Annotated in this window: 14 protein-coding genes; 4 read left to right on the top strand and 10 right to left on the bottom strand. The window is 70.8% G+C overall.

Going from position 1 to position 26995, the window contains the following annotated elements:
* Positions 1-4 precede the first annotated feature (4 nt).
* Entirely contained in the window at positions 5-13753 is a 13749-nt protein-coding gene (locus tag DFR69_RS16345) for a type I polyketide synthase (RefSeq protein WP_261774399.1), read from the bottom strand.
* 885 nt (positions 13754-14638) lie between these two features.
* Positions 14639-15262 (bottom strand): carboxymuconolactone decarboxylase family protein, encoded by a 624-nt coding sequence (locus DFR69_RS16340; RefSeq protein WP_244198290.1) that lies wholly within the window; start codon positions 15260-15262, stop codon positions 14639-14641.
* A gap of 190 nt (positions 15263-15452) precedes the next feature.
* On the opposite strand from DFR69_RS16340, the gene DFR69_RS16335 reads away from it, so the two are divergent.
* Positions 15453-16826 (top strand): cutinase family protein, encoded by a 1374-nt coding sequence (locus tag DFR69_RS16335; RefSeq protein WP_110038426.1) that lies wholly within the window; start codon positions 15453-15455, stop codon positions 16824-16826.
* A gap of 68 nt (positions 16827-16894) precedes the next feature.
* On the opposite strand, the gene DFR69_RS34485 is transcribed toward DFR69_RS16335, so the two are convergent.
* From DFR69_RS34485 to DFR69_RS16310, 5 genes are all read right to left on the bottom strand, one after another.
* Entirely contained in the window at positions 16895-17107 is a 213-nt protein-coding gene (locus DFR69_RS34485) for a helix-turn-helix domain-containing protein (protein WP_167456290.1), read from the bottom strand.
* 196 nt (positions 17108-17303) lie between these two features.
* Positions 17304-18278 (bottom strand): helix-turn-helix domain-containing protein, encoded by a 975-nt coding sequence (locus DFR69_RS16325; protein ID WP_146229298.1) that lies wholly within the window; start codon positions 18276-18278, stop codon positions 17304-17306.
* Positions 18279-18453: 175 nt separating this feature from the next.
* Entirely contained in the window at positions 18454-19086 is a 633-nt protein-coding gene (locus DFR69_RS16320; RefSeq protein ID WP_110038423.1) for a GNAT family N-acetyltransferase, read from the bottom strand.
* Complete coding sequence (locus DFR69_RS16315; RefSeq protein ID WP_208643989.1) at positions 19083-20255, bottom strand: ThiF family adenylyltransferase; 1173 nt, start codon at positions 20253-20255, stop codon at positions 19083-19085. Before DFR69_RS16315 ends, DFR69_RS16320 begins: the two co-directional genes overlap by 4 nt.
* A gap of 279 nt (positions 20256-20534) precedes the next feature.
* Positions 20535-21308 carry an SDR family NAD(P)-dependent oxidoreductase gene (locus tag DFR69_RS16310; protein WP_208643988.1) on the bottom strand — a complete coding sequence of 258 codons (774 nt, stop codon included), beginning with the start codon at positions 21306-21308 and terminating at the stop codon, positions 20535-20537.
* A gap of 87 nt (positions 21309-21395) precedes the next feature.
* Here DFR69_RS16310 and DFR69_RS16305 point away from each other — a divergent pair, with 87 nt between their 5' ends.
* The 3 genes from DFR69_RS16305 (at position 21396) to DFR69_RS16295 (ending at position 22885) form a co-directional block, all read left to right on the top strand.
* Entirely contained in the window at positions 21396-21833 is a 438-nt protein-coding gene (locus DFR69_RS16305) for a MerR family transcriptional regulator (RefSeq protein ID WP_110038421.1), read from the top strand.
* Positions 21834-21938: 105 nt separating this feature from the next.
* Entirely contained in the window at positions 21939-22412 is a 474-nt protein-coding gene (locus DFR69_RS16300) for an NUDIX hydrolase (RefSeq protein ID WP_110038420.1), read from the top strand.
* A gap of 173 nt (positions 22413-22585) precedes the next feature.
* Positions 22586-22885, top strand: coding sequence for a hypothetical protein (locus DFR69_RS16295; RefSeq protein ID WP_146229297.1), 300 nt, complete (start codon positions 22586-22588; stop codon positions 22883-22885).
* Between the two features lie 7 nt (positions 22886-22892).
* Here DFR69_RS16295 and DFR69_RS16290 read toward each other — a convergent pair whose 3' ends face one another.
* The 3 genes from DFR69_RS16290 to DFR69_RS35760 form a co-directional block, all read right to left on the bottom strand.
* Positions 22893-23414 carry an OsmC family protein gene (locus DFR69_RS16290; protein WP_110038418.1) on the bottom strand — a complete coding sequence of 174 codons (522 nt, stop codon included), beginning with the start codon at positions 23412-23414 and terminating at the stop codon, positions 22893-22895.
* A 239-nt stretch (positions 23415-23653) separates the two neighbouring features.
* Complete coding sequence (locus tag DFR69_RS16285) at positions 23654-24475, bottom strand: YceI family protein (RefSeq protein WP_110038417.1); 822 nt, start codon at positions 24473-24475, stop codon at positions 23654-23656.
* Positions 24475-26985 (bottom strand): MFS transporter, encoded by a 2511-nt coding sequence (locus DFR69_RS35760; RefSeq protein WP_110038416.1) that lies wholly within the window; start codon positions 26983-26985, stop codon positions 24475-24477. The genes DFR69_RS16285 and DFR69_RS35760 overlap by 1 nt, the downstream gene beginning before the upstream one ends.
* Positions 26986-26995: the final 10 nt, after the last annotated feature.

Here is a 26995-nt window from a genome sequence, read left to right as displayed (position 1 = left end):
TTGGTCATGCTGGGCCGAACTCCTCATCGATCAGATCCAAAAGCTCACTGTCGGAGCTGAATTCGAGATCATCGAACTCGCCGTCCGACCACGTTCCCGCCAGATGGGCGCGCAGGCGCTCGTTGACGCCGCGCAATCCGGCGACGGTCTCGGCACTGTCACCGCCGTCGGCGATGATCCGCTCGAGCAGTGCCTCGAGCCGGGCGATGTCGTCGGGCGCCACCGGTGCCGCCGGTGGCGCGAGCGCTGGCACCGCGGTCTGCGTCAGCAGGTAGTCGGTGACGTCGCCCGCCGTCGGGTAGTCGAAGACCAAGGTCGACGGCAGCGCGAGCGCCGTCGTCCGCGACAGGCGGTTGCGGAACTCGACGCCGCCGAGTGAATCGAAGCCGAGTTCGCTGAAGCCGCGATCCGGTCCGATGTCCTCGGCCGACCCGTACCCGAGCACCGCCGCCACGTGATCGCGCACCAGATCCAGCACGACCCCGCGCCGCTTCGCCTCCGGCACACCGCGCAGCCGCTCACCGAGCGACACCTCCGCTGCCGCCGCAGGGGCCGATCGGCCGCGGGCGCGCACGAAGCCGCGCAACACCGCGGGCAGTGGACCCGTGTGCGCTTCCATGCGGAGGGTGTCGGTGTCGAGTCGCAGCAGCGCGGGCGCCGGTTCGTCCGTGGTCAGCGCCTCGTCGAACAGGCGCAGGCCCTCGGCGCGGTCCAGCGGAGCCAGGCCGAGTCGTTCCCAGCGGTGCATGGCCGTGCGGTCCAGGGCGCCGGTCATGCCGAGGTCCTGCTGCCACGGTCCCCAGGCGAGCGAGAGCGCGGGCAGGCCCGCGGCGTGGCGCTGCCGGGCGAGGGCGTCCAGGAAGCTGTTGGCGGCGGCGTAGTTCGCCTGGCCCGCCGAGCCGATCAGGCCGGCGATCGACGAGAACAGCACGAACGCGGACAGCTCGCTGTCGCGGGTGAGCTCGTGCAGGTGCCGGGCCGCTTCGGCCTTGGCCGCGAACACGCGGTCGATCCGGTCGTCGGTGAGCGTGTGGAACGCGGCGTCGTCGAGCACGCCCGCCGTGTGGACGACACCGGTGAGCGGATGCTCCGCGGGCAGTTCGGCCAGCAGGTCGCGCAGCGCGTCGCGGTCGGTGACATCGCAGGCCGCGATCCGCACCTCGGCACCGGCCCGGGACAGTTCGGCCGCGAGTTCGCTCGCGCCGTCGGCGTGCTCGCCGCGGCGGGAGACCAGGAGGAGCCGTCGCACGCCGTGCGTCGTGACCAGGTGCCGGGCCAACAGCATGCCCAGTCCCCCGGTCCCGCCGGTGATCAGCACCGTCCCGGCGCCGAACGCCCCATCCACCGGGGCGTTTCCCGCCGGTAGTGCCTCCAGCCGCGGGACCATGATCTGATCACCCCGCACCGCCACCTGGGGTTCCCCGGTCGCGAGCGCGGCCCGCAGGGAGCCGACCGAAAGCCGCCGCACACCAGGGGAATCGTCGGTGTCGAGCAACACGATCCGGTCCGGGTACTCGGTCTGCGCGGTCCGGATCAGTCCCCACACCGCCGCCGACGCGCTGTCCACCGTCTCATCGGGCAGGGCCGCGGCGCGGCTGGTCAGCACGACAAGCCTCGACCGCGCGAATCGCTCGTCGACCAGCCAGTCCCGGACCGTGCGCAAGGCCGCACCGACCCGCCGTGCCACGGGCTCCACCGAAACCCCTTGCACGGCAGTCTGTTCGGACCACACCACGACATCGGGGAGGATCGGTGCCGCGGCGAGGGCGCTCAGGTCCGGATACCGCTCGACGACGCCGTCCACGTGCGCGTCACCGAGCACGGCCACACTCCCGGCCGGGGCGAGCGCGGCGGGGGTGTCCACCGCCGACCAGCGCAGCCCGTACCGCGCCGCGCGTCCACCCGGGAGGGTGGCGCGGAACTGCTGGACGTCGTAGGCGCGCATGACCGCTTCGTCGATGGTGACCACCGGCGTTCCGTCCTGGTCGACGGCGACGACCGAGATCGCCTCCCCGTCACGCTGGATGGCCATCACCCGCAATGTCCGGACCGCAGACGTCGTGTGGATCCGCGTTCCACCCCAGCGGAACAGAAGCTTGCCCTCGGCCGGATCGCCCTGCTCGTCCGGCCAGATCAGACCGGCGATGCCCGCGTGCATCACCATGTCGAACAGCGCCGGATGCAGCTGGAATCCGTCGGCGGGCACGTCCTGGTTCAGGGTGACCTCGGAGAACACCGTGTCACCGCTGCGCCACGCGGCGTCGACGCCGAGGAACGCGGTGCCGTACTCCAATCCGGCGGCGCGCGCCACCTGGGCCGGAATCCAGTCGGTGGCGATCGGTTCGGCGTCGGCGGGCGGCCACGACGTGTTCCGCAGCATGTCCATCAGCCCGATGTCGACCAGCTGCTCGCCGAGCACCCCGCTGGCGTTGCGGGTCCACTCACCACCCGCCCCTTCGCCGGTGTGGCGATAGTGGAATGTGAACGGCCTGCGGCCCGTGGCATCCGGTTCCCGCACCAGCACCTGTAGCTCGACCTCGTCGTCGGGACGCGGCAGGATCGGCGCCTCGAGAATGAGCTCCTCCACCGCCGCGCAGCCGATGCGGGGCGCCGCGACCAGCACCATCTCCATGAGCGCGGCACTCGGCACGAGGACTACCCCGTAGGTGGTGTGGTCGGCGATCCAGGGGTGGGTGCGCAGCGAGAGCCGTCCCGTGAACAGCCACTCGTCGCGGTCGGCCACGCGCACCACGTCAGTGAGCAGCGGATGTCCCGAGGCACTTCGTGGTTCCGCAGGAACGGGGTCGAGCCAGTACCGCCGGTGTTCGAAGGCATAGGTGGGCAACGCGATTCGTGCCGCCGGTCGGCCGGCGAACAGGGTCTTCCAGTCGACGGACATGCCGGCGACGTGCGCGTGAGCGAGCACGGACAGCACCTGTTCGGCCTCGTCGTGATCACGCCGCGCCGCCGCGGCGACCACCGAGCGAGCCTCGAGCTCCGCGGGCAGCGTCTGCCGGGTCATCGCCGTGAGCACCGCCTCGGGCCCGACTTCGAGGAACCGGCGCACCCCCGCCGCCGCCAGCGCCTCGACACCGGGAGCGAAACGCACCGCGGCGCGCACCTGCGACACCCAGTACGCCGGCTCCAGGATCTCCTCGCCCGCGATCCGCCCGGAGACGTTGGACACCAGGGGAACCCGAGGCGAGTGGAAGGTCACGCCCTCGAACGCGGTTGCGAACTCGGTCAGCATCGGCTCCATCCGGGAGGAGTGGAACGCGTGCGACACCCGCAAGCGGTTCGTCTTGCGGCCGCGCTCGGTGCAGCTGCGCTCGATCTCGCCGACGGCCTCCTCGTCCCCCGACACCACCACGGCCCCTGGCGCGTTCACCGCCGCCACCGACACCCGGTCATCGAATCCCGCGAGGACGGCGGCGATCTCGGTCTCCGACGCCGCGACGGCGAGCATGGCGCCGCCCGCGGGCAGCGCGTCCATCAAGCGGCCTCGCGCCGCGACCAGCGCGCACGCGTCCGGCAGCGACCAGACACCGGCCACATACGCCGCCGCCAGTTCGCCGAGCGAATGCCCGATCACCAGGTCGGGGACGAGCCCGAAGGATTCGAGGAGCCGCGACATCGCCACTTCGAACGCGAACAGCGCGGGCTGGGCCACGCCTGTCCGGTCCAGCGTTCCCGGCTCCGCCGCTACGCCTCGATCGTCCACCAGGTGCCCGGTGAACATCGCCTGCCGCAGTGAAAAGCCCAGCAGCGGATCGAATTCGGCGCACACCTCGTCCAGCGCGGCGGCGAACACGGGGAAGGCGTCGGCCAGACCGGCGCCCATCCCGACCCGCTGCGCGCCTTGCCCGGTGAACAGGAACGCGGTCTTGCCGGTACTCACCGAGCCGGAAACGGTTCCGGCCGACGGTGTTCCGGCGCCGAGCGCTTCCAGTCGCGCCAGCAGTTCGGCCCGATCGCCGCCCACGATCACGGCCCGGGTCTCGTGTTGCGTCCTGGTGGTGGCGAGCGAATACGCTACGTCCACCGGGTCGGTCTCCGGGTGCTCGTCCAGCCACCGCCGCAGCTTCGCCGCCTGCGCGCGCAGCGCGGTCTCGCTCCTGGCCGAGAGCAGCCACGGCACCGCGGCGGGTGCGCGGTGTGGCACCGCGGGTGCGACGACCGGCTGCGGGGCCGGTGCTTCCTCGAGGATCGCGTGCGCGTTGGTGCCGCTGACACCGAACGACGACACGCCCGCCCGGCGCACCTGGTCGCCCGCGGGCCAGGGCATGGCCTCGGTCAGCAGGCGGACCTCACCCGCGGACCAGTCCACGTGCGGACTCGGTTCGTCCGCGTGCAGTGTCCTCGGCAGGGTCTCGTGCCGCAGCGCCTGCACCATCTTGATCACGCCGCCGACGCCCGCCGCGGCCACGGTGTGGCCGATGTTCGACTTGATCGAGCCGATGCGCAGCGGTTCCCGCTCCCCCCGCTGCTGCCCGTAGGCGGCGATCAACGCGTTGGCCTCGATGGGATCTCCGAGCGGGGTGCCGGTTCCGTGCGCTTCCACCGCGTCCACATCGGCCGGGGTGAGCCCGGCGTTGGCGAGGGCCTGCGCGATCACGCGCTCCTGGGAGGGACCGTTCGGCGCCGTCAGGCCGTTGCTCGCGCCGTCCTGGTTCACGGCGCTGCCCCGGACGACGGCCAGAACGTCGTGGCCGAGCCGTCGCGCGTCCGACAGCCGTTCCAGCACCAGCACGCCGACGCCCTCGGCGAAGGCGACACCGTCGGCCGACGCCGAGAACGCCTTGCAGCGACCGTCCGGCGAGAGTCCGCGCTGCCGGGCGAAATCCACGGACAGATACGGAGTCGCCGCCACGGTGACACCGCCCGCCAGCGCCAGCGACGTTTCGCCCTGACGCAGTGCCTGGCAGGCCAGATGCAGGGCCACCAGGGACGACGAGCACGCGGTGTCGATGGTGACCGCCGGTCCCTCCAGGCCGAACACGTAGGCGACGCGACCCGACACGACGCTGTGGGTGGTGCCGGTGAGCCGGTATCCCTCGAGATCACCGGTGACCCGGTCGACATAGCCCGAGGCGCACGCGCCCGCGAAGACACCGGTATCGCTGCCGCGCAACGTGACCGGGTCGATGCCGGACTGTTCCAGTGCCTCCCAGGAGGCCTCCAGCAGCAGTCGCTGCTGGGGGTCCATCGCCAGGGCCTCACGCGGACTGATCCCGAAGAACCCGGCGTCGAAATCGGCCGCGTCGTCGAGGAATCCACCGCCGCGGCTGTAGACCGTTCCCGGCTTGTCCGGATCCTGGTCGATCAGCTGTCGCAGATCCCAGCCGCGATCGTCCGGGAACGCGGTGGTGGCGTCGGTGCCCGACCGCACCAGGTCCCAGAGCTGTTCCGGGGAACGGACGCCGCCGGGGAACCGGCAGCTCATGCCGACGATCGCGATGGGCTCGTCGGCACGGGCACGGCGGGAGACCCGCGTGGTCCGCGGACCGGATTCGGCTCCCGTGATCTTGGCCCGCAGCAGGGTGGCGACCGCCGCGGCGGTGGGGTGGTCGAAGACCAGCGTGGACGGCAGCTGGACACCGGTGGCCTTGGCCAGCCGGTTACGGAACTCGACGCCGCCGAGCGAGTCGAACCCGAGGGTGTCGAACCGAGCGTCGGGGGCGATGTCGTCGGTGGAACCGTGGCCGAGGACCGCCGCCGCGTGTTCACGCACCAGGTCGAGCACCACCTCGGCCCGCTGGGCCTCGGGTACCCGGCTGAGCCTGGTGCCCAGCGAACTCGACGCGGCCGCGGGCCGGTCGGTGGTCCGGGGCAGGAAGCCGCGCAGTGCCGCAGGGGCCGCACCGTCGCGGGTGGCCCGGCGCAGCTGCGCGGGGTCGAATCCGAGGGCCGCGAGGTGGGCGGCAGCGCCGCTGACGGCCGCGTCGAACAGACGCAGACCTTCGTCGTCGCCGAGGGGGTGCAGACCCAGCCGCTCCCAGCGCGCCACGGCGCCACGGTCCAGCGCGCCGGTCATGCCCGCGGCCGCGTTCCACGGTCCCCACGCCAGCGAGAGCGCGGGCAGTCCTTCGGCGCGGCGGCGCTGCGCCAGGGCGTCGAGGAAGGCGTTGGCCGCGGCGTAGTTGCCCTGCCCCGCCGTGCCGATGGTCGCGGCGACGGACGAGAACAGCACGAACGCCGACAGGTCACACTCGCGCGTGAGTTCGTGCAGATGCCACGCGGAGGTGGCCTTCGCGTCGAACACGCGCCGTACCTGCTCGGCCGTCATGCCCGCGAGGGTGGCGTCGTCGAGGACGCCCGCCGCGTGCACGACACCGGTCAGCGGATGCTCGGTGCCGAGCGAATCCAGGAGGGCGCGCAGGGCTTCGCGGTCGCTCACATCGCAGGCCGCCACCCGCACGGCAGCGCCCGCGCCCGTCAGCTCCGACACCAGTTCCGTTGCGCCGTCGGCGGATTCACCGCGCCTCGAGACGAGCAGCAGACGGCGAACGCCGTGCTCGGAGACGAGGTGGCGGGCCACGAGTGCGCCGAGTCCGCCGGTGCCGCCGGTGATCAGGACGGTACCGGCACCGAACGGCCTGCTCTCGTCGCGATGCGGTGGCGTGTGCCCGGCCTGCTCCGATGCGGTGCCGCGGTCTCGCGCTCGCACCAACCTGGGCACGAGCAGCGATCCCGAGCGCACCGCGGCCTGCTCTTCGCCCGCCGCGAGCAGTTGGCTGACCAAGGCCGCGTCCACCGAGGGCGCCGAGGGATCGGTGTCGAGGACGAGAAGCCGGTCCGGATACTCCGTCTGGGCGCTGCGGAGCAGACCGCGCACACCCGCCGCGGCGAGATCCGGTGTCTCCCCGGACAGCCCGGCACCGTCGCTGGTCAGCACGACCAGACGGGAGCCGGCCAGGCGGTCTTCGGCCAGCCATGCCTGGACCGTCGCCACCACCGATTCCAGCTGTGTGCGAACGGCTTCCGCATCGGTGGCGCCGACCGCCGGCTGCCAGAGGACGACTTCGGGAACAACGTCTGCCGCGGCGATGTCCGCCGGGCTGTCGAAGTAGCTGTCGATCCCGGCGAGCGGCGCGCCACCGAGCACGGCCGTCCGGTCCGTGTCCACCGGTGCTGTCGCCACCACCGGCGTCCACTGGACCTCGTAGAGGTCGGCCTCGTCGCCGGCGAGGGTGGCGCGCATCTGCCGCACGTCATAGGGCCGCATGACGACGGCGTCGACGGAGACCACCGGCCTGCCCGCCTCGTCGACGGTCGCGACCGAGATGGTCTCCGGGCCGGACGCCACGGCGATGACCCGCAGTGTGGTGGCCTTGACCAGCGGCTGATGCAACCGGGCGCCACCCCAGCGGAACAGCAGACGCCCGGTGTCGGGATCGCTGTCCTGCTCGTGCCAGACGAGCCCGGCCAGCCCGGCGTGCATCACCAGGTCGAGCAGGGCCGGATGCAGGTCGAATCGCTCCGGCTCGGCCGCTGCCGCGGTATCCAGGGTGATCTGGGAGAAGACCGTCCCGTCCCGGTGCCACGCGGCGTCGACGCCGAGGAACGCCGGACCGTATTCGAGCCCGGACCCCTTGGCGATGCGTTCGGGAACCGAAGCGGTGTCGAGGGTTTCGGCGTCGGCGGGCGGCCATGGCTCGTCCCGCAGCCGGTCCAGCAGCGCGTCGTCGCCGCTCCAGGACGGCGCCAGTATCCCGCTGGCGTTGCGCACCCACTCGCCCGCGCGGCGACCCGACGCGCGGAAGTAGAAGGTGAACTGCCGTCGGCCGGTCCCGTCCGGTTCGCCCACCGCGACCTGGAGTTCGACCTCGTCCTCGTCCGACGGCAGGATCGGCGCCTCGAGGGTGAGTTCCTCGACCACGCCGCAGCCGATGCGGCCGCCCGCGACGAGGAGGAATTCCACGAGCGTCGCGCTCGGCAGCACCACGGTGCCGTAGGTCATGTGGTCGGCGACCCACGGGTCGGTCGGCAGCGAGAACCGGCCGGTGAACACGTACTCGTCCGACCCGGCCACCTGAACCACACCCGTGAGCAGCGGGTGGCCATCGGCCGCGCCTTCGGTACGCGGGGGCAGCCAGTATCGCTGGTGCTGGAAGGCATAGGTGGGCAGGGGAACTCGCCGCGCGGCGCTGACCGGGAGCAGGGGTGTCCAGTCCACGGGCACACCGGCGGCGTGCACTTGGGCCAGCATCGTCGTGACCTGGTGGGGCTCGTCGTGGTCGCGGCGAGCGGCCGCGCTCACCACCGCTTCCGCTCCGTCCGGCAGCGTCTGCCGGGTCAGGGCGGCCAGCACCGCGTCGGGTCCGATCTCCAGGAACCGGGCCACGCCCGAGGCGAGCAGTGTCTCGATGCCGGGCGCGAAACGCACCGCGGCCCGCACCTGCCGGACCCAGTAGGCGGGGTCGGTCATCTCGTCTCCGGCCAGCTGCCCGGTCACATTCGACACCAGTGGCAGGCGCGGCCGGTGGTAGGCCAATTCCCTGGCGACAGCCTCGAATTCGGCCAGCATCGGATCCATCCGATGCGAGTGGAAGGCATGGCTCACCCGCAGTCGTGACGTCTTCACGCCACGCTCGGCGAACAGGGCCCCGATCTCGGCAACCGCGTCGTCGTCGCCCGAGATCACCAGGGCGGCGGGCGCGTTCACCGCGGCGACCGACACACGACCGGGATACCGGGCGACGACCTCGTCCACCTCGCCCTCGGACGCCGCGATCGCCAGCATCGCGCCGCCCTCGGACAAGGCGCCCATGAGCCTGCCGCGCGCCGCGACCAACTGGCAGGCGTCCGCCAGCGACCACACGCCCGCGAGATAGGCGGCCGCGACCTCACCGATCGAGTGTCCGATCAGCACGTCCGGGGTGACGCCGAACGATTTCAGCAGCCGGTACAGCGCCACCTCGAAGGCGAACAGCGCGGGCTGGGTGAACTCCGTCCGGTCCAGCACCGCGGCCTCGGCGCCGCCGAACATGATCTGCTTCAGCGAGCGTCCGAGCAGTGGATCGAACTGCGCGCACACCGCGTCCAGCGCCTCGGCGAACGCCGGGAACGCCTCGTACAGCCCGGCGCCCATCCCCACCCGCTGCGCGCCCTGGCCGGTGCACAGGAACGCCGTGCGGCCCGACCCGACGGCTCCTACCACGACACCGGCGCCCGTGCCCGAGCCGGCCAGATCGGTCAGCCGCGCGAGCACTTCGTCCCGATCGCGACCGAGGACGACTCCGCGCGTGTCCAGCTGCGCCCGTGCCGTCGCCAGCGCGAAGGCCGCGTCGGCGACCGCGATCTCCGGACGCTCCGACAGCCAGGTCCGCAGCCGGGCAGCCTGCGCGCGCAGACCCGCCGCGCCCTTCCCCGACACCAGCAGCGGGACGAACGGCACGGTGGCGGTCGCTCGCGGCGCCGCGGTGTCCTCGGTGACGACCGGCGCGGCGGGCGCTTCCTCGAGGATCACGTGCGCGTTGGTGCCGCTGATCCCGAACGACGACACACCCGCCCGCCGGACCCGGTCCGTCGCGATCCAGGGTTCGGCTTCGGTGAGCAGACGCACCGCGCCCGAATCCCACTCCACATGCGGCGACGGCGTGTCGAGGTGCAGCGATCGCGGCAACTGCTCGTGCCGCATCGCCTGCACCATCTTGATCACGCCGGCCATGCCCGCGGCGGCCACGGCGTGGCCGATGTTCGATTTCACCGAGCCGATGCGCAGCGGTTCCCGGTCGCCGCGATCCTGCCCGTAGGCGGCGATCAACGCCTGGGCCTCGATCGGATCGCCGAGGGTCGTCCCGGTTCCGTGCGCCTCCACCGCGTCCACGTCGGCGGCCGAGATCCCGGCGTTGGCGAGGGCCTGGGTGATGACCCGTTCCTGCGAGGGCCCGTTCGGCGCCGTCAGGCCGTTGCTCGCGCCGTCCTGGTTCACCGCGCTGCCGCGCACGACGGCAAGCACCGGGTGGCCGAGCCGCCGCGCGTCCGAGAGCCGTTCGAGCACGAGCACGCCCGAACCCTCCGACCAGGCGACACCGTCGGCGGCGGCGGAGAACGGCTTGCACCGGCCGTCGGGAGCCAGACCGCGCTGCCGCGAGAAGTCCACGTAGAGCGCGGGACCGGCCGCGACGGTCACGCCGCCGGCGAGCACGAGCGAGCTGTCGCCCTGCCGCAGCGCCTGACATGCCAGGTGCAGCGCCACCAGCGACGACGAACAGGCCGTGTCGACGGTGACCGCGGGGCCTTCGAGGCCGAACGCGTAGGCGACGCGGCCCGAGATCACGCTGTGCGAGGTGCCGGTCAGCCGGAATCCCTCGAGGTCACCGGTGACCCGCCCGGCGTATCCCGACGAGCAGGCGCCGGCGAAGACGCCGGTGTCGCTGCCCCGCAGCGAGGTCGGGTCGATGCCCGCGTCCTCGAGAGCCTCCCAGGCCGTTTCGAGCAGCAGCCGCTGCTGCGGATCCATCGCCAGCGCTTCGCGCGGGCTGATGCCGAAGAAGCCGGGGTCGAAATCGCCCGCGTCGGTGAGGAATCCGCCGTGGCGCGTGGAGACCTTGCCCGGCTTGTCGGGGTCCGGGTCGAACAGCCGGTCCAGGTCCCAGCCGCGATCGGCCGGGAATTCCCCGATCGCGTCGCGGCCCGCGGCCACCAGGTCCCAGAGGTCCTCGGCCGAGCGCACGCCGCCCGGGAAGCGAGCGCTCATGCCGACGATCGCGATCGGTTCGTCCGTGGACGCCCGCCGGGTGACCCGCCGCTGTCCGCCGTCGTCGCCCGCGAGCCGCGATCGGAGCAGTGCGGCGACCGCGGTCGCGGTCGGATGGTCGAAGACGAGCGTCTTCGGCAGCGGCACACCGGTAGCCGCCGTCAGCCGGTTCCGCAGTTCGACGCCGCTGACGGAGTCGAAGCCGAACTCGGTGAACGGCAGCTCGGCGTCGATCGCTCCGGCGGAGTCGTGGCCGAGGATCGCGGCGGCGTGCTCGCGCACGATGTCGAGGGTCAGCGCGTCGCGCTGATACTCGGGCGCCGCCAGCAGGGTGCGGGCGAGGGGGCTGTCGCGCCAGGTGTCGGCCGTGCCCTCGGCGGCTCGGGATTCCGGTTCCCGTGGCGCGGCACTGAACTCGGTGACTCGCTCGCGCGCGGTGATCGGCGTCGAGAAGTCGCGGCGCTGAAACGCGTACGGCGGCAGGTCGACCCGCGTACCGCCGGCCACCAGCGCGGACGGGTCCACCGGCACACCGGCGCAATACGCCTGAGCCAGCGACGCCAGGAACCGGTCGGGGCCACCCGCACCGCGCCGCAGCGACCCGACGACGCACACGTCGTCGACGCCGGCCGCGTCCGCGGTGACGCCGATTCCCATGGTGAGGACCGGATGCGGGCTCGCCTCGACGAAACCGGTGACGCCCTCCCCGATCAGCGCGGTGACCGCGTCGGCGAAGCGCACCGGCTCCCGCAACGACCGATACCAGTAGTCGGCGTCCAGTGCCGCCGTATCCAGCCGGCCGGCGAGGACGGTGGAGAAGAACGGCACCGTCCCGGACCGGGGGCGGATCGGCGCCAGTTCCGCGAGCAACCGGTCACGCAGCCGCTCGACCGCGACCGAATGCGACGCGTAGTCGACCGGAATCCGGCGGGCCCACACGCCTTCTCGCGCGCACTCGGCGAGGAAGGATTCCATGGCGGCGACGTCACCGGCTATCACGCTCTGCGCCGGGCCGTTCACCGCCGCCAGCGACAGTTCGTCGCCGTACGCCGACAGCCGGGCCAGCACCGCGTCGGCGCCGAGCCCGATCGAGGCCATGCCGCCCTGCCCGGCCAGTTCCTCGGCGACCGCGCGCGATCGCAGCGCCACCACCCGCGCCGCATCCGCCAGCGTCAGTCCGCCCGCGACGCAGGCGGCGGCGATCTCGCCCTGCGAGTGGCCGATCACCACGTCCGGGCGCACGCCGGCCGCCTCCCACATCCGGGCCAGCGAGACCATCACCGCGAACAGCACCGGCTGCACGACATCCACCCGCTCCAGCGGGGGCGCGGCCTCGTCGCGGCGCAGCACCGCCGTCAGCGACCAGTCGACATACGGCCGCAGCGCCGCTTCGCATTCCGCGATCGACGCCGCGAACGGCTCACTCGACGCCAGCAGTTCGAGGGCCATCCCTTCCCACTGGCTGCCCTGCCCCGGGAACACGAACGCGATCCGGCGCTGCTCGGCCCGGCCCAGCGACGGCTCGACGGCCACTCCGACGGCCGCGGTCGGGTCGGCCAGCGCGGCCAGACCCGCCAGCAGTTCCGCTCGATCGCCACCGACAACGGCGCCGCGCCAGGACATCTGGGCCCGCGTGGTCAGCAGCGAATGCGCCACATCGACCGCGTCCAGCTCCGGTCGGCGGGTCACCCAGTCACGCAGTCGGGCCGCCTGCGCCCGCACGCCCTCCTCGCTGCGCGCCGACACGACCCACGGCACCGCACCGGCCACGCCGTCCGCCGAGGGTTCGCCGGTCCCGACGGCGGGCGCCTCCTCCACGATGAGGTGGGCATTCGATCCGCCCATCCCGAACGACGACACCCCTGCCCTGCGCACCTCGCCGGATGTCCAGTGCTCGACGCCGGTCACGACCCGAAGACCCAGGTCCCCGAGCGGAATGCGCGGATGGGGGGTCTCGAAGTTCAGGCTGGGGACCAGTTCCCGGTTGCGCAGACAGAGCACGGTCTTGATGAGCCCCGCGATACCGGAGGCACCTTCCAGATGCCCGATATTCGTCTTGACCGATCCGACGGCCAGCGCCGCGTCCGCGGGCCGACCTCCGCCGTAGACGTCGCCGAGCGCGGCGGCCTCGACCGGATCGCCGGCGGGCGTTCCGGTGCCGTGCAATTCGACGTACTGCACCGACGCCGCCTCGGCGGCCGCGGCACGCAGCGCGGAACGGATCGCCCCCGCCTGCGCCTCCGGGCTCGGCGCGCTCAGCACGCGATGGTCGTTGCCGGTGGTGACCGCGCTGCCGCGGATCACGGCATGGATCCGGTCGCCGTCGATCACCGCTCGCGCGAGTGGTTTCAGGACCAGCACACCGCCGCCCTCGCCGCGCACGAAGCCGTCGGCCCGCGCGTCGAAGGTGTGGCACGCGCCGAGCGCCGACTGCGCGCCGAACTGCTCGATCCGCTCACCGCTGCTCGTCGACAGGATCAGGTTGAGCCCGCCCGCCAGGGCCATCTCGCTCTCGCCGCTGCGCAGGCTCTCGCACGCGAGATGCACCGCTACCAGGGACGACGCCTGCGCGCTGTCGACGACCAGACTCGGTCCGCTGAAGCCGAAGTAGTTGGAGATCCGGTTGGCGATGATGCCGCGACCGACGCCGACCAGCGAGTGCCTGCTGACACCCGGGCCACCCTGCGAGGCAACGATTTCCGCGAAGTCACCACCGGTGCTGCCGAGGAACACGCCGCAGGCCCGGGCGTCCCTGGCCGTCCGGGCCAGCCCCGCGTCCTCGAGCGCCTCCCAGCTCAGCTCCAGCGCCATCAGCTGCTGCGGATCGACAGCCCGCGCCTCGACGGGCGAGACACCGAAGAAGTCCGCGTCGAACTGCCCTGCGCTGTCGAGGAATCCGGCCCGCTCGGTGAGGTGTGCCCGGCTCCGCGGCGCCGTGCCGACCGCGGCACGTCCTTCCCTGAGCAGCTGCCAGAAACTCTCCAGATCGGCCGCGCCCGGCATTCTGCAGGACATACCAACGATAGCGACGGCAAAGGCCGATCGGGTCACCTCTGAACATCCTTCCTCAGCGCATGCAGTGACCCCCCGTCACCATGAGTTCGCGTTTTAAACTAAAAATTCTGCTACTATTTGCTCAGAGACCGGCTCAGACAATTTCCCGTCGGCCGGAATGGCTTTCGAAGCCGTCGAATCCGCAGCGCAAAGACCCGAATGATGCGGTGCGCATCTCCGGTGGCGAGAAACGTTGCGGGGTAAGCCAGAAGGTCACGGCATACCCAAGAGGGAGTAAAGCCCGAGCGAGGTGCGGCAGTGCCCGTACGCTACGGGGATGTGAAGTGCAACAGCGGCCCTCTCGGATTCTCGTACGACAACACAGGATTCATGGTTACCGAACAGTATTTGTCCGGTCTCGAGCTTGTCAACCGCACAGAATCACCACACTGGTCACCCGACCGAGGGGCCCGATCGGGCCGCGATCAGCGGCCGCGCCGCCGAGGCGACCCCGACGGGGATCACCGTCGACGGCTCGTCGACCTCGCATACTTGACCAATCGGTCGGAATGGGCCTAGCATCTCGAAATGTGCCGCGTACCAAGGATTTCATCTCCGAATCGCGGCAGGTCATGCCTGCCGACCGGACGGAACCGCTGGCACGTATCACCGAGTGGATGAACGCGATTCCGCACGCGGCGACGAGGTCTTCGCCGGGATCAGCTTCGAGTGCGGCAATCTCGGTCGCATGAAGCCGCCGACGATGCGGGGAGCGCAAACGAGTCGCCAGACGAATTCCGTTGTCCGCGCCTGCGCTCCCCCCTCGAGTGAAACGTAGGGACTTTACAATCACTTTCTGTAACTCGATGTGCACCTTTGCGGCATAGGCACATTCAGAACCCCTGACCCCGGTGCCCGGGAACAGCGGATCCCCGACGACCGTCAGTGGTCGTGGTGACGGACCACGGGCCAATCGATGTCGGTATCGACGGCCTTGTTCAGATAGTTCGTGAACACATTCAGCGCGACATTGGCGATGACCTCGGTGATCTCACCGTCGGTCAGGCCCGAATCGCGCGCGGCGGCGATGTCGGCTTCCTCGACACCGCCGCGCGTGCGTACCACCGCGGCCGCGAAGGCCAGTACCGCGGCAGCTTTCGCGTCGCCGGACCGACCGTGGCGGCCTGCCTCGATCTCCGCCGCGTCGAGCTTGGCAACGTTCGCGCCGATGTAGGAATGCGCGGACAGGCAATAGTCGCACCCGTTCTCCTCGGCGACCAGCAGTGCGATTCGCTCCCGGATCGGCACGGAGAGCCAGCCGCCGCCGAGGGCTCCGGAGAAGGCCAGGTAGGCCTCGAGCACGGCGGGGCTGTTGACCATGGCCTTGGTCATGTTCGGGGTGACACCGAGCGCCTTCTGCACGCCGGCGAGCAGATCGGCGGCCTTGCCGGTGGCGGTGTCGGGCTGAATCAAGGGCAGACGAGACATGAGCTGATCCTGTTCCGGGAGAGCGGTGTTCACGATCAGTTTTTCTAACTGATCACACTCGATTGAACGGTTAGGCACTGCTCGATCATTCCCGGATCGCGAGGAATTCTCGGCGATCGAACCGCCGCGCCTGATCTGAAATGAAAATGTGTCTGAAAGTGTCGGCGGGAGCGGTGGGCAGTGGCGAGAATTGGGGACGACGGTTCGGCGACCACTCGGGGGTCGCCGAGCTGTCTCGAATCTCCTTCGGCAACAGAGGAATTGGACGATGAACAGGTTGTCGAGATCCGCTGCGGCGACGCTGGTCGCGGCCGTGGTCACGGTGGGGACCACGGCGGTCGGGCCCGCGCGGGCGGACACGGATGGCGTGCGGTCCTGCACTCCGTACACCGCGATTCTCGCGCCGGGTACCTGGGAGACGACGCCGGACGCGGATCCCGCAGTGCCCGTGGGGATGCTGCGGCCTCTCGGTGACGGTCTGCGCCGCCAGTTCGGCGAGGACATCACGGTGCTCTACGTCCCCTATGCCGCGAGCGCTTTCGACCTGGGGCTGACCTACGCGGAATCGCTGAGCACCTTGGAATCCCGCCTGCACGCCCTGCTGCGTGGCCTGTGCGCCTCGACCCGGGTGGTCCTGGCCGGCTACAGCCAGGGCGCGGACGGCATCGGCGATCTCGCCACCGAGATCGGCAACGGGGAGGGCCCCGTCGACGCGGATCGAGTGGTCGGCGTCGGACTACTGGCCGATCCGCATCGGGACCCGAACACCACACTCTCCCTGGGCAACCCACAGCCGGGTTACGGCATCGCGGGGGCGCGCAGCCGGGACTTCGGCGCGTTGACCGACCGGGTGCGCACCCTGTGCGCCGACGGCGATCTGTACTGCTCCCTCGATGCCGCCACCTCCCCGTTCCTCGCCGTCGTCGGCCGGGTGCTCAGCGGCGATCCGGCACCGATCGCGGACGTCATCCCGGCGACGGTCGATCCCCGCAGCCTGATCGAGCAAGCCGTCACGATGGGCGCGGGATGGACTGCCACGGCGGCGAACCTGCCCACCATCGCCGACGACCTCACCCGCCTGCCCGACCTCGTCGCGGCCGGCGACATCCGTGGCGCGCACCAGACCGCACGCGCGGTGAACGCTGCCCTCGCCCCGCTGGTCCAGGCCGCCGCCGGGGTGGACCGAGTCCTGGTCGCCCAGGTCATCCGCGCTGCCGCCGCCGTCGATCCCGCCGGCTGGACCGCGGCGGTCAGCCTCATGGCCGACGCCCTCACCCAGATCGATCTCCTGACCATCGCCGAGCGGGTCGGTCAGATCCAGGAGATCCTCTGGCGTGCGGTCGAAGCGCTCGACCGCAACGATCCCTTCGCCGCGGCCGCCGACCTCGCGAGCTTCGCGGCCACCGGCGCCGACCTCACCGGCGCCGTACTGGGCCCCGTCGCGGCGGGCCTGGGCGCCGATCTGGACACCACCACCCGAACCCTGCTCACCATCGCCGACCCCGCCGGTGTCGACGAACTCGTCCAGCTGGCCCGCCAAGGCGTGGACATGGCGAACTTCTACGCCTCGGCAGCCCACATCGACTACGGCGAGGACGTGCACCTTCTCCTGAGCTACCTGAGCTCCCAGGTGGATTCGTAACCCCGGCGAGCTCACCGCCCGCTGCCGCGTCGGCTCGATCCGATTCGAGCCGACGCCACAGCGTCACATCAGCACGACACCGCGTTTCCGACCGCGTTGTCCAGGCGCACCCCGAGAACCCGCGACAACTCGCCGACATTGCCGGCACTGGGTGTCACCACATCGCGTTCCCAACGGCTGATCTGGTTTGCGTCCGAAATCCCGATCCAGTCGGCCAACTCCGCCTGCGTGAATCCGGAGGCCATCCGTGCCGCCCGAATCGCTTTGCCGATCGTCGACATGGTCTCCCCTCTCTCTCGACGTCCTCGCGCGGACTGCTGCGGCGGGGGTGCCCGTCGGCGACCCTCGTACTCCTGAAGCGGCCTCGCGCAGCCACATTCGAAATGTATCGGCGAATCGATCATCGAAGGAGGCTGTGCGTGCACACCACCTGACTGTGCACGCACAAACGTGCGTGCAGTCGGGGCGGACCGCGGACTACTTCGGTGGGGTGTCCGTCTCGGCGGCGCTGCGGCGCCAGTCCCGCGGCGTCATGCCGAACGCTTCGCGGAATCGCCGGGAGAAATGAGCGGCGTCGCGGAAGCCGACGGCGCCGGCGACGGCGCCGATGGACCGGTGCGCGTAGCCTCTGTCGATCAGCATGTCACGGGCCCGGAACAGCCGTTGCTCGATGATCCACTGCTCGAGGCTGACCCCCGACTGCGCGCACACCTTGTACAGGTGCCGCACGGAGATGTTGTTGGCGGCCGCGATCGCGGGGATCTTCAGGTCCGAGTCGGACAGGTGGGTCCGCACGTACCCCAGGATCTGCTCGATCATCAGCTGATCCGGGATCGCGCCGCCGTCGCCCGGCCCGCGCCCGGCGGCCGAGATCAACAGCGCCCGAACCATTTCCATGCACGACTCGCCCAGCGAGGCGGCTGCCGGATCGGTTTCGAGCTGGTCGGCGATCCTGACCAGATGCTGGATCTGCGCCGTCACCATCGGGTACAGCGGCGACGCGGCCAGCCGCCCGTGCGCCGCGACGACCAGTTCCGGCGAGATGCCGAGGCGTTCCCGCGACAGCTGCAGGCACAGCGTGCCGCCGAGACCGTGCCAGCCGGAGGCGAAGGTGGTGGCCAGGTCGATCACCTCGCAGGCGCCCGGCTCGATCAGCGTCTGGGAGCCGAACTGTTCGTGCCTGCGGACCTGTCCGTGCTGCACGGTCACCGTCAGGGTGTCGCTGGGGGTGGACTGCTCGTGCCGCCTGGTGCGCCAGACCTGATGTCCGGACACCTCCGAGCGGGTGAGCGCGATCGGTCCCAGCAGCCAGGACTGGTGTCGGCTCACCACCTCGGCCGGCGCGTCCCACATCTGCAGGTTCGCGCCGAGATCGGCTTCCTGCAGGATCGCGGTGACGGCCTCCCGGCGGTCGGTCGGCGCGAAATAGTCGGAGTCGATCAGCACTGCCATTGACGATCTCCACTTCGGGTTCTCGTCGGCGGTGGAGTCCCTCCCGTCGCCGACCGCTACGCGTTTGGGGTGGAGGCGATTCGGGCAAAAGGTGATTGCCTGGGGCCTGTAGTCGGCGATGGTAGCGCGCCACGGCCCCGCCCGGAGCCCGTTTCGGTAGGGTTCGGCACCGACTTCACCGCCCCGCGGTGGCGTGTTCCCTTGCCTCGGCGGGTCGAAGCGCGAGGATCCGGCGTTCGGTATCGGTCGCTGTCGCAACCCATTCCGGCCGCACCGCCGCGTAGGTGCACACGTCGTGCCAGCGCCCATGGGTCCGGTAGAGCTGCCGCAGCCGCGCCTCCGGTGTCAAGCCCACTCCCGACATCACCGTGTCCATCACCGGATGATCGTGCCGGTGCCCGGCCCAGACCCGGTGGATGCCGAGCGGCCCGAAGGCGAACGCCGCCAGCAGCCTGCCCGCCTCGATGCCGCCCGCCCGCAACGCCCCCTCCGGAACCACGACCAGGCCGCCGATCATCGCGTTGCTGCCGAAGTCCTCGACCAGCAGGCTGATGGTGCCGGCCATGGTGTCCGCCCCCGGTGCCGTGATCGCCAGCGTGTACTTGCGGCGCGGACTCTCGCCCTGGGCACGCCGGGCCGCCTCGAACGACGCCGCGGCCGCCCGGACGCCCATGCTGTCGGCGCCCATGAACCTGGTCAGCTGCGGATCGGTGAAGATCCGCTGGTAGACGCCGAGATCGTCGGGACGCAGGTCGCGCAACCGCAGCCGCTTGCCGACCAGTTCCACGTTGCGCAGGTCGACCGTCATCGAACTTCCTCCATCGCCCGCTCGAGTTCCGCGGAGAGACTGATCGCGGGAATGAGCTCGTCGAGGTCGACATAGGTGCGTCCCGACGGGATCAGCTCGCCGAGCAGGATCCGACGGGCCGTGTCCGCCACCAGCGCGCCACCGAGCATCACCCCGGACGCGAGTTGCGGCCAGCTCGACAGGCTGCGGCCGATCTCCCCGATCGCTACCCGCATCACCGGACTGAGTCGCGACTCGTCGACCACGTCCAGCAGCAGCGACAGCTTCTCGCCGCCCGTCATCCGCGCGACCTGGGACGCGGTGATCCCACCGGCGCGGCCGTGGAACAACGGGCGCCGAGGTTCGAGATCGAACCGCTCGACATCCAGCAGGCCGCGATCGTTGGTGTCCATCAGCACCGGGATCTCCCGGCTGCGCGCGTACTCACGGGCGGCGACTTTCGCCCACACCGTGTCGCACTCCTCGACCAGCAGGTCCAGTGTCCCGCTGCCGTCCACGCCGTCGAAGAACGGCCCGATCGAGTCCTCGGTCAATCCGTCGGTGAACACCTCGATGTCCAGATAGGGGTCGATCTCGAACATCTGGCGCGCCGCCAGCACCGCCTTGGGCACCCCGAGATCCCCGACCCCGGCCCGCAGGCGGTTCAGGTTCGACAGCCCGACGGTGTCGAAGTCGGCCAGGCGGAACGAACCACCGACCCCTTCCATCGCCAGCGTCACCGCCGCGCTGTTGCCCACCGACAGCCCGACCACCCCGATCCGGCACGCGCGGAGATCCCGCTGCTGCGCGCGGTCGATCTTGTCGCGATTGCGATCGGCCCGCACGCGTTCGAACGCCGCGCGCGGCAGCACGTGCACCAGCTGCCCGTTCCACGGGTAGAACACCCAGGTTCCCCACCGCCACAACGGAATCTCGCCACAGATCCGGCGCCGCCACGCGCCGAGGGTGTCCGCGGTGTGCGCGAAAGCCGGGTCCGCGCAGCGGATCAGCTCGTCGAGCTGCTCGTCGATCGTGTCGTGCACCGCGCGGACAGCGCCCGACGCCGCCAGCGATTCCAGGTCGCGTAACCCTTCCTCGCTCGACGCATCGAGCAGTGTGGGACGGAAAGGCGCTATCGCAGGGCCGGGCGTGAGTACCGCCGGACGCGGAACCGAGCGATGCCGAACCATGGGTGCACAAACCTCCGACGCTCTGGGGGCGAACGGGATTCCGCTCGCCACGGTCATGCTGGACGAGCAGAGGATACAGACAGCACACCTTCAGCAAACCGATCTCCGGTCCACCGGCATGGCGCGGACACGCCGGAGTCACACTGGGATGATGACGGCTCGAATCGTCGCCACCCGACAGGCGGTCGACCCACATATGCACGCTCTCGCAATAATCCCGCAAGCGCCGTTCACCGCGCTACCCGTCAAGGAGTTGCCCGATGCGCGGACGGTGGCGAATCAGACCGTCTTCAGCATGCCGCCGTCGATGACGAAGTCGGCGCCGCTGATATTCGATGCTCGCCCGGACGCGAGAAACACGACGAGGGCCGCGACCTCTTCGGGAGTGGTGAATCGACCGGTGGACATCCCGAGGACCGCGGGCAGTTCCTCCGCCACGCGGTCGAGGGGCACACCCACCTTCCGCCCGAGGGCCTCCCCCGGACCTCCCTGCGTCGTCCACAGGTCGGTGAGCACCGGGCCGGGCGAGATCGTGTTCACCCGCAGACCCCGTCCACCGAACTCCTCGGCGAGCGCCTTGCCGAGATTCGTCACCGCGGCCTTCGCCGCCGACTGGGCGACCAGCCGGGGCTGCGGCAGTCGGGCATTCACCGAGCTGATGTTGACGATCGCGCCGCGCCGGTCCAGCAGGCTCGGCAACGCTGCCCTGGTCGCGCGAACAGTCGACAGGAGCGTGGCGTCGAAGGTGTGTCGCCACGCCGCGTCATCCAGTTCGAGGAAGCCGCCTGCCGGGGTGGAGGTGCCCGCGACATTGTTGACGAGAAGATCGACGCCGCCGTGCCGGTCGATCGCGTGGTGGACGAGATGGGCCGGTCCCTCGCCGTCGGTCAGGTCCACCTCGACGGCATCGGGTGACGCCGCGCGCAGCTGCGGAGTGATCGTGCGACTGCCCGCGACCACCCGGAAACCGTCATCGGCCAGCGCCCGCACGATCGCCACCCCGATCCCCCGCCCGGCGCCGGTCACCACCGCCACACCTGTCCTGTCGGTCACTCCTCGCTCCTCACACGTCGGCGACCCGTCGGCTCTGGACCGACGGCGTCTGGTCCGAGCATTCAGGTTGAACTATGGTTCAAGTCAATGGGTGAACTCTCGATCTCCGAGCTGCGCGAGCGCACCGGCTTGGCCGCGTCGGCGCTGCGCTTCTACGAACGCAAGGGTCTGCTGCGCGCCTCGGGGCGGACGGGCGGCAAACGGTGCTACGACGAACGCGCGGTGGAGCAGGTGGCGTTCATCGACCTGCTCAAGTCGGCGGGCTTCACCCTGGCCGAGATCGCCGAGTTCCGCATGCCTGTCGGGAGCACCGAATCAGGTTGGCGCGCACTCACGTCGGACAAGATGCGGCAGCTCGACGAGCAGGTCGCGCGGATCCGGCAGGCACAGGCGGTCCTGCGTCACCTCCTCGAATGCAGGCACGAGCGGCTCGACGATTGCCCTGAACACCACCGCATCCTGCGCACACACGCCGCGGCTCTGGCCACCGCCGCCGAGCGCCCGGGCACGACATCGCGGGGGTAGCGGAAGCGCCCGATCCGCGCGCCCGCCGGCAAACCGACGGGTAACGTTGCGATCCGCTACATTCGTCGGGTCCGTTCGGTCCGGAGTCGGAAGTTGGTACGCCCCATGGTCCCCGCGTCGGAGTTGGAAGCGCTGGCCCGTCGAGCTGAAATCGACGGCACCGCACCGAGAGTCGGCGTAATCATCGATCGCGGTGGCCAGGTGCTGCTACTGGAGCGCGACGACAGTGGCCCGATCAAGGTCCCGCTGAAGCTCCCCGGCGCCACGGTCAAGACCGGCGAATCGCTCGCCGAGGCGGTGGCCCGGGGCGTGCGCGAGGAAACGGGCCTGGTCGTCACCGGAATCCGCCATCACGTCGGCGATTTCGACTACCTGTCCCCTGACGCGCACCCTGTCCGCCGGCTGCATTTCGCCGTGGACGTCGTCGCGTTCGAGCCGATCCACCTCACCGCCCACGCCCGGTACGTCTGGGCACCGCTCGATGGCCAACTGCCGGTGACGTCCTCCATCCGCGGCATCCTCAGCGCGTATCGCGATCTCGTCCGCGACGGCAACCCACGAGCCGGTTCACCCAGCTGACGGCGGGCGCGGCACGCCACGCCGCCGACCGCGCTCACACTGGCACAACACCTTTCGGGGACACGACCGCCGTGTCCCCGACCGCCGAAGCGCCTGTTGCCGGTACCGGCGTTACCGGATACCATTTCCACATCGGTGTACAAGTGTTCACTCAAATGAGAGGCAGGCGGACGATGGGGTCTCGTCGCACGGAATCCTTCAGCGCGTGGCGTGAACAGGTGCGGGAGGACCTGCTCACGGTCACCGAATTCGCCCAGGAGGCGCGCGCCGTCGCCGGTGTCCGCGGCCGAGGCATCGGCCGACTGGCCGATGGGCTCCGCCGCGACGTGACCGCGGAGGCCCTGGCGTTCGCCGACGACCTCGCCGATCTCGCCGACGCCGCCCTGCGGGCACGCACCGACGGCCGCGAGTCCCGGCTCGCCGGCTTCTTCGGGCACCGGGCGGGCCGCTCCCGGTCGCGCCGGTGGCGCTGAGGCGGCACTACCCCGCGACGATCTCCAGCGGAACCGCGTTGCGCAGCGTGTGCCCGACGGGCGAGCTGGCGGCCACCCGGGCATGCAGATCGGCGAGCTGCTCCGGGGTGGCGTCGGCGTCCACCCGCACCGTCGCCACGATCGTCTCGAATCCGGCGTGCCCCTCCGCCAGGCCGAGGAAGACGTGCAGGTCGAGGTCGCCCTTCAGATCGATGCGAAGGTCCCTGAGCTCGATCCCCGCCAGCGTCGCGTTGGCCGCGTAACCGACCGCAAGGCAATTGCCCAGCGCGCCGAGCAACTGCTCGACAGGGTTGGGCGCGGTGTCGCCACCGCCCAGCGTGCGCGGCTCGTCCGACGGGATCGCGGCGAAGGACCGCACCCGCGCCGCCGAGGAGAACGCGCCGTTCCACGTCACATGCGCACCCCAGGTGGTCCTGGCCTTGCCGGGATCCTGCCGGATCGCCTCGACCAGCCCGCCCACCGCCTCGAGGTCGACAGCGTTGAGGGTGCTCCGGGTTTCGATCGTCATGACAGGGTCTCCCTCACGGTAGGTGCCGAATCGCCAACGACACCCAGTCTGTGGCGAGCGACCACCGCTGAACACCTTTCGGCGCACGCTGCGCCGAAGGCACCACTGGAACCTCGAACGACGACCCGAATCCGATGAGGCGGCACACGGATCCGATGTCGCCCGGACCACGGCGCTGCCACAGCGTCTGGTGGCGAGCATCCTCGACGTGGTCGGCGAGGAGTGATCGGGAACGCGCGCTATCCGGCAGGCAGTCCCTCGCCCTGGACCACCTCGATGTCGAGTTCGATCTTGACGGTGGTGCCGACGGCGGCCACTCCCGCGCGCACGACCGCGCTGTAGTCGATCGCGAAATCGTTGCGGTGCAACAGGGTTTCGGCGTGGAACGCCGCGCGCACGCCACCCCACGGATCCGGCCCCCAGCCGCCGTAGGTCATCGCGAGTTCGATCGGGCGACGCTGTCCGTGCAGCGTCAGCTCCCCCTGCATCGCCCACGTGTCGGCGCCGGTACGGCGGAACCCGAGACCGGTGAAGGTGATCGTCGGATAGCGGGCCACGTCGAGGAATTCCGGCGAGCGCAGGTGGTCGTCGCGCATCGCGATTCCGGTATCGATACCCGCGGCCCGGATCTCCGCGTGTCCGGTGGACCGCTCGAACGGCTCGGCGATCTCGAGTCGCCCGCTCACCTCCGCGAACCGGGCCTTGATACTCGCGATGCCCAGGTGCCGCGCGGTGGCGATCACCGTCGAATGCGCCGGATCGATCGTCCACGGTCCCGGCGGCGGCGCGGTGACGGTGGCCGCCGTCGGCGTCAGCACCACCTCGCCGATCGCCCCCGACCCGGTCGCGGAGATCTGCGCGATCCGCGCGACCGGCTCGAACCCGACCGCGGTGAGCACGGCGGTGTGCGCGCCCGCGGCCAATGGGTCGGTGCGCACCACCCCGGTCTCGTCGGCCACCGCGCGGGCGATCTGCCGACCGGACATGTCGGTCACGGTCAGCACCGCGTTCGGCACCGGCCAGCCCTCCGCCGTGCGGACCCGGCCGGTCAATCCACTCATCAGCGGTCCTCGGGCTCGTAGCCGAGCCGCACGTCGTGGGCGACCTCGGCCCCGGCCACGGTCACCTGATCCGTCACCGCCGGGTAACCGCGGGTTACCACGGTGTACCGCCCTTCGAGCAGATCGGGCACGACGTAATGGCCGTTCTCGTCGGTGCGGACGGTCGCGGTCACCTCGCCCGCGGCGTCGAGCACGCTCACCAGCGCGTCGGTCACGGCCCGGCCGTCCTCGGCGCGCGCGAATCCGGTGAGGACCGTCATCGCGGACAACGCGATGTCGTGCCGGAGCACCCCGCTGTCGGGCACCGTCAAGGTGACCGCGCTCGGGCGCATGTGTTCGGCGGCCGCGACCAAGGTGTAGACACCCGAGACCACACTCCCGCAGGTGTACGCGCCGTCGCCGCCCGTGACGGCCGCGCCGACCACCTCACCGCGCAGGTCGGTCAAGGTGATGGTGGCGCCGGGCAACGGCGCACCGTCGCGGGCGGTCCGGACGACACCCGACAACTCGCCGGAGCCCACCAGGGTGAGATCCACGCGCTGGGGCCGCGTACCGATCGACACGTTGACCGCGGTCGGCTGGTATCCCATGGCCGACACGATCAGCACGTGGCTCCCGGGCGTCGGTGCGCTGATCGCGTAGCCACCATCGGCCGCGCTGCTCGCCCGCGCGACCTGACGACCGCCCTGGTCGATCAGGGTCAGCACCGCGTCCGGCAGCACCTGACCGTCCTCGCGGCGCACGTGCCCGTCCACCGTCCCACCGCTGCCGGTGCCGGACGACCCGGCGCCAGACAGCGCGCCCCGCGCCGCGGCGGCCCGATGACCGTTCTGTTCGGCCGTCGCGTGGCGCCCGGCCGGCACCGGTTCCGCGGCTGACAGCACACGCTCGGCCCCTTCCCAGACCTGTTCTCCGTCCCGGCTCGACGCCGTGAGCGCGGCGAGCTCGGCATCCAGCGCATCGGGCGAATCGTCGTGCGCCGCCGACTCCTTCGCGGTCGGGTCGAGCTTCGGATCGATGTCGATGGTGGTGCGCAGCGGACGGTTCGGCAGCAGAGTTGTCGCCAGCAGCGCGACGACCGCCGCACCGGCGGCGATGAGGAAGATCCGTCCCGTCGCGTCACCGTAGGCGGCGCGCAGGACCGTCACGATCGGGGCGGGCAGGGCGTGCAGATTCAGGTTGCTGCCGCCGGCCGAACCGCTCGTCACGCCGAGCTCGGCGAAGCCTTTCGCCGACAGCTCGCCCACGCGGGTGGCCAGCACCGAGCCGAGCACCGAGACACCGATCGCGCCGCCGAACGTGCGGAAGAACGCGACACTGCTGGACGCGGCGCCGATGTTGTGCACGCTCACCGTGTTCTGCACGGCCAGCACGAGGTTCTGCATCATCATGCCGACGCCGAGCCCGACCACGGCGATGTAGATGCCCACCAGCCACAGATCGGTGGCGTGGTCGATCGTCGAGAGCAGTCCGAAGCCGACCACCAGCAAGGCGCCGCCCGTGACGACGAAGGACTTCCACTTCCCGAACCGGGTGATCAGCTGTCCCGAACCGGTCGACGCGACGAGCATGCCCAGCACCAGCGGGATGGTCAGCACGCCCGCCATGGTCGGCGAGTAGCCGCGCGCGGTCTGGAAGTACTGGCCGAGGAAGGTGGTCGAGCCGAACATGCCGACGCCGACCGCGATCGAGGCGATGATGGCCAGCCCGGTGGTGCGCTCGGTGACGATCGAGAGCGGGATGATCGGCGACTCGACCTTCGATTCGACCACGACGGTGGCGAGCAGCAGCAGCACACCGGTGCCGACGTACCAGGCGGATTCGCGGGAGAACCAGTCGTAGTAGTCCGCCTTGCCCGCGAACGACACCCAGACGAGCAGCACCGACACGCCCGCGGTCAGGAGCGCGGCGCCGAACCAGTCGATCGACACCCCGTCCTTGCGTTCGGTGGGCAGCCGCAGGGTCCGCTGCAGCAGTACCAGGGCGATGACCGCCAGGGGCACACAGACGAAGAAGCACCAGCGCCAGCCGAGCGGGCTGTCGACGATGACGCCGCCGAGGATGGGGCCGCCCGACATCGACACCGCCATCACAGCGCCCATGTAGCCGGAATAGCGTCCACGTTCCCGCGGCGAGACGATGGAGCCGATGATCGCGACGACGAGCGCGGTCAAGCCGCCCATGCCGATGCCCTGGACGACGCGTGCTGCCAGCAGCACGGGCACGTTGTTCGCGAAGCCCGCGATCACCGACCCGATGACGAAGATGACGATGGCCGACTGCACCAGCAGCTTCTTGTTGAACAGATCGGCGAACTTGCCCCAGATCGGGGTGGACGCGGCGTTGGACAGCAGCGCCGTGGTGATGACCCAGGCGTACGCGGTCTGCGATCCCTCGAGGTCGCCGATGATCGTGGGCAGCGCGGTCGACACGATCGTGGTGCTGAGCAGCGCCGTGAACAGCGCCGCCAACAGCCCGGTCATCGCCTCCAGGACCTGCCGATGCGTCATCGGTGCCGGG

The sequence above is a fragment of the Nocardia neocaledoniensis genome (genome assembly GCF_003182135.1).
GTDB lineage: Bacteria > Actinomycetota > Actinomycetes > Mycobacteriales > Mycobacteriaceae > Nocardia > Nocardia neocaledoniensis.
Note: the sequence above shows the minus strand (reverse complement) of the source record. Positions and strands in the feature narration are given on the sequence as shown.

Bases quoted from the DNA above. Each gene is read 5' to 3' on its own strand.
- DFR69_RS16335 (WP_110038426.1), top strand. From the start codon at position 15,453: ATGAACAGGTTGTCGAGATCCGCTGCGGCGACGCTGGTCGCGGCCGTG.
- DFR69_RS34485 (WP_167456290.1), bottom strand. From the start codon at position 17,107: ATGTCGACGATCGGCAAAGCGATTCGGGCGGCACGGATGGCCTCCGGA.
- DFR69_RS16325 (WP_146229298.1), bottom strand. From the start codon at position 18,278: ATGGCAGTGCTGATCGACTCCGACTATTTCGCGCCGACCGACCGCCGG.
- DFR69_RS16320 (WP_110038423.1), bottom strand. From the start codon at position 19,086: ATGACGGTCGACCTGCGCAACGTGGAACTGGTCGGCAAGCGGCTGCGG.
- DFR69_RS16315 (WP_208643989.1), bottom strand. From the start codon at position 20,255: ATGGTTCGGCATCGCTCGGTTCCGCGTCCGGCGGTACTCACGCCCGGC.
- DFR69_RS16305 (WP_110038421.1), top strand. From the start codon at position 21,396: ATGGGTGAACTCTCGATCTCCGAGCTGCGCGAGCGCACCGGCTTGGCC.
- DFR69_RS16300 (WP_110038420.1), top strand. From the start codon at position 21,939: ATGGTCCCCGCGTCGGAGTTGGAAGCGCTGGCCCGTCGAGCTGAAATC.
- DFR69_RS16295 (WP_146229297.1), top strand. From the start codon at position 22,586: ATGGGGTCTCGTCGCACGGAATCCTTCAGCGCGTGGCGTGAACAGGTG.
- DFR69_RS16290 (WP_110038418.1), bottom strand. From the start codon at position 23,414: ATGACGATCGAAACCCGGAGCACCCTCAACGCTGTCGACCTCGAGGCG.
- DFR69_RS16285 (WP_110038417.1), bottom strand. From the start codon at position 24,475: ATGAGTGGATTGACCGGCCGGGTCCGCACGGCGGAGGGCTGGCCGGTG.
- DFR69_RS35760 (WP_110038416.1), bottom strand. From the start codon at position 26,985: ATGACGCATCGGCAGGTCCTGGAGGCGATGACCGGGCTGTTGGCGGCG.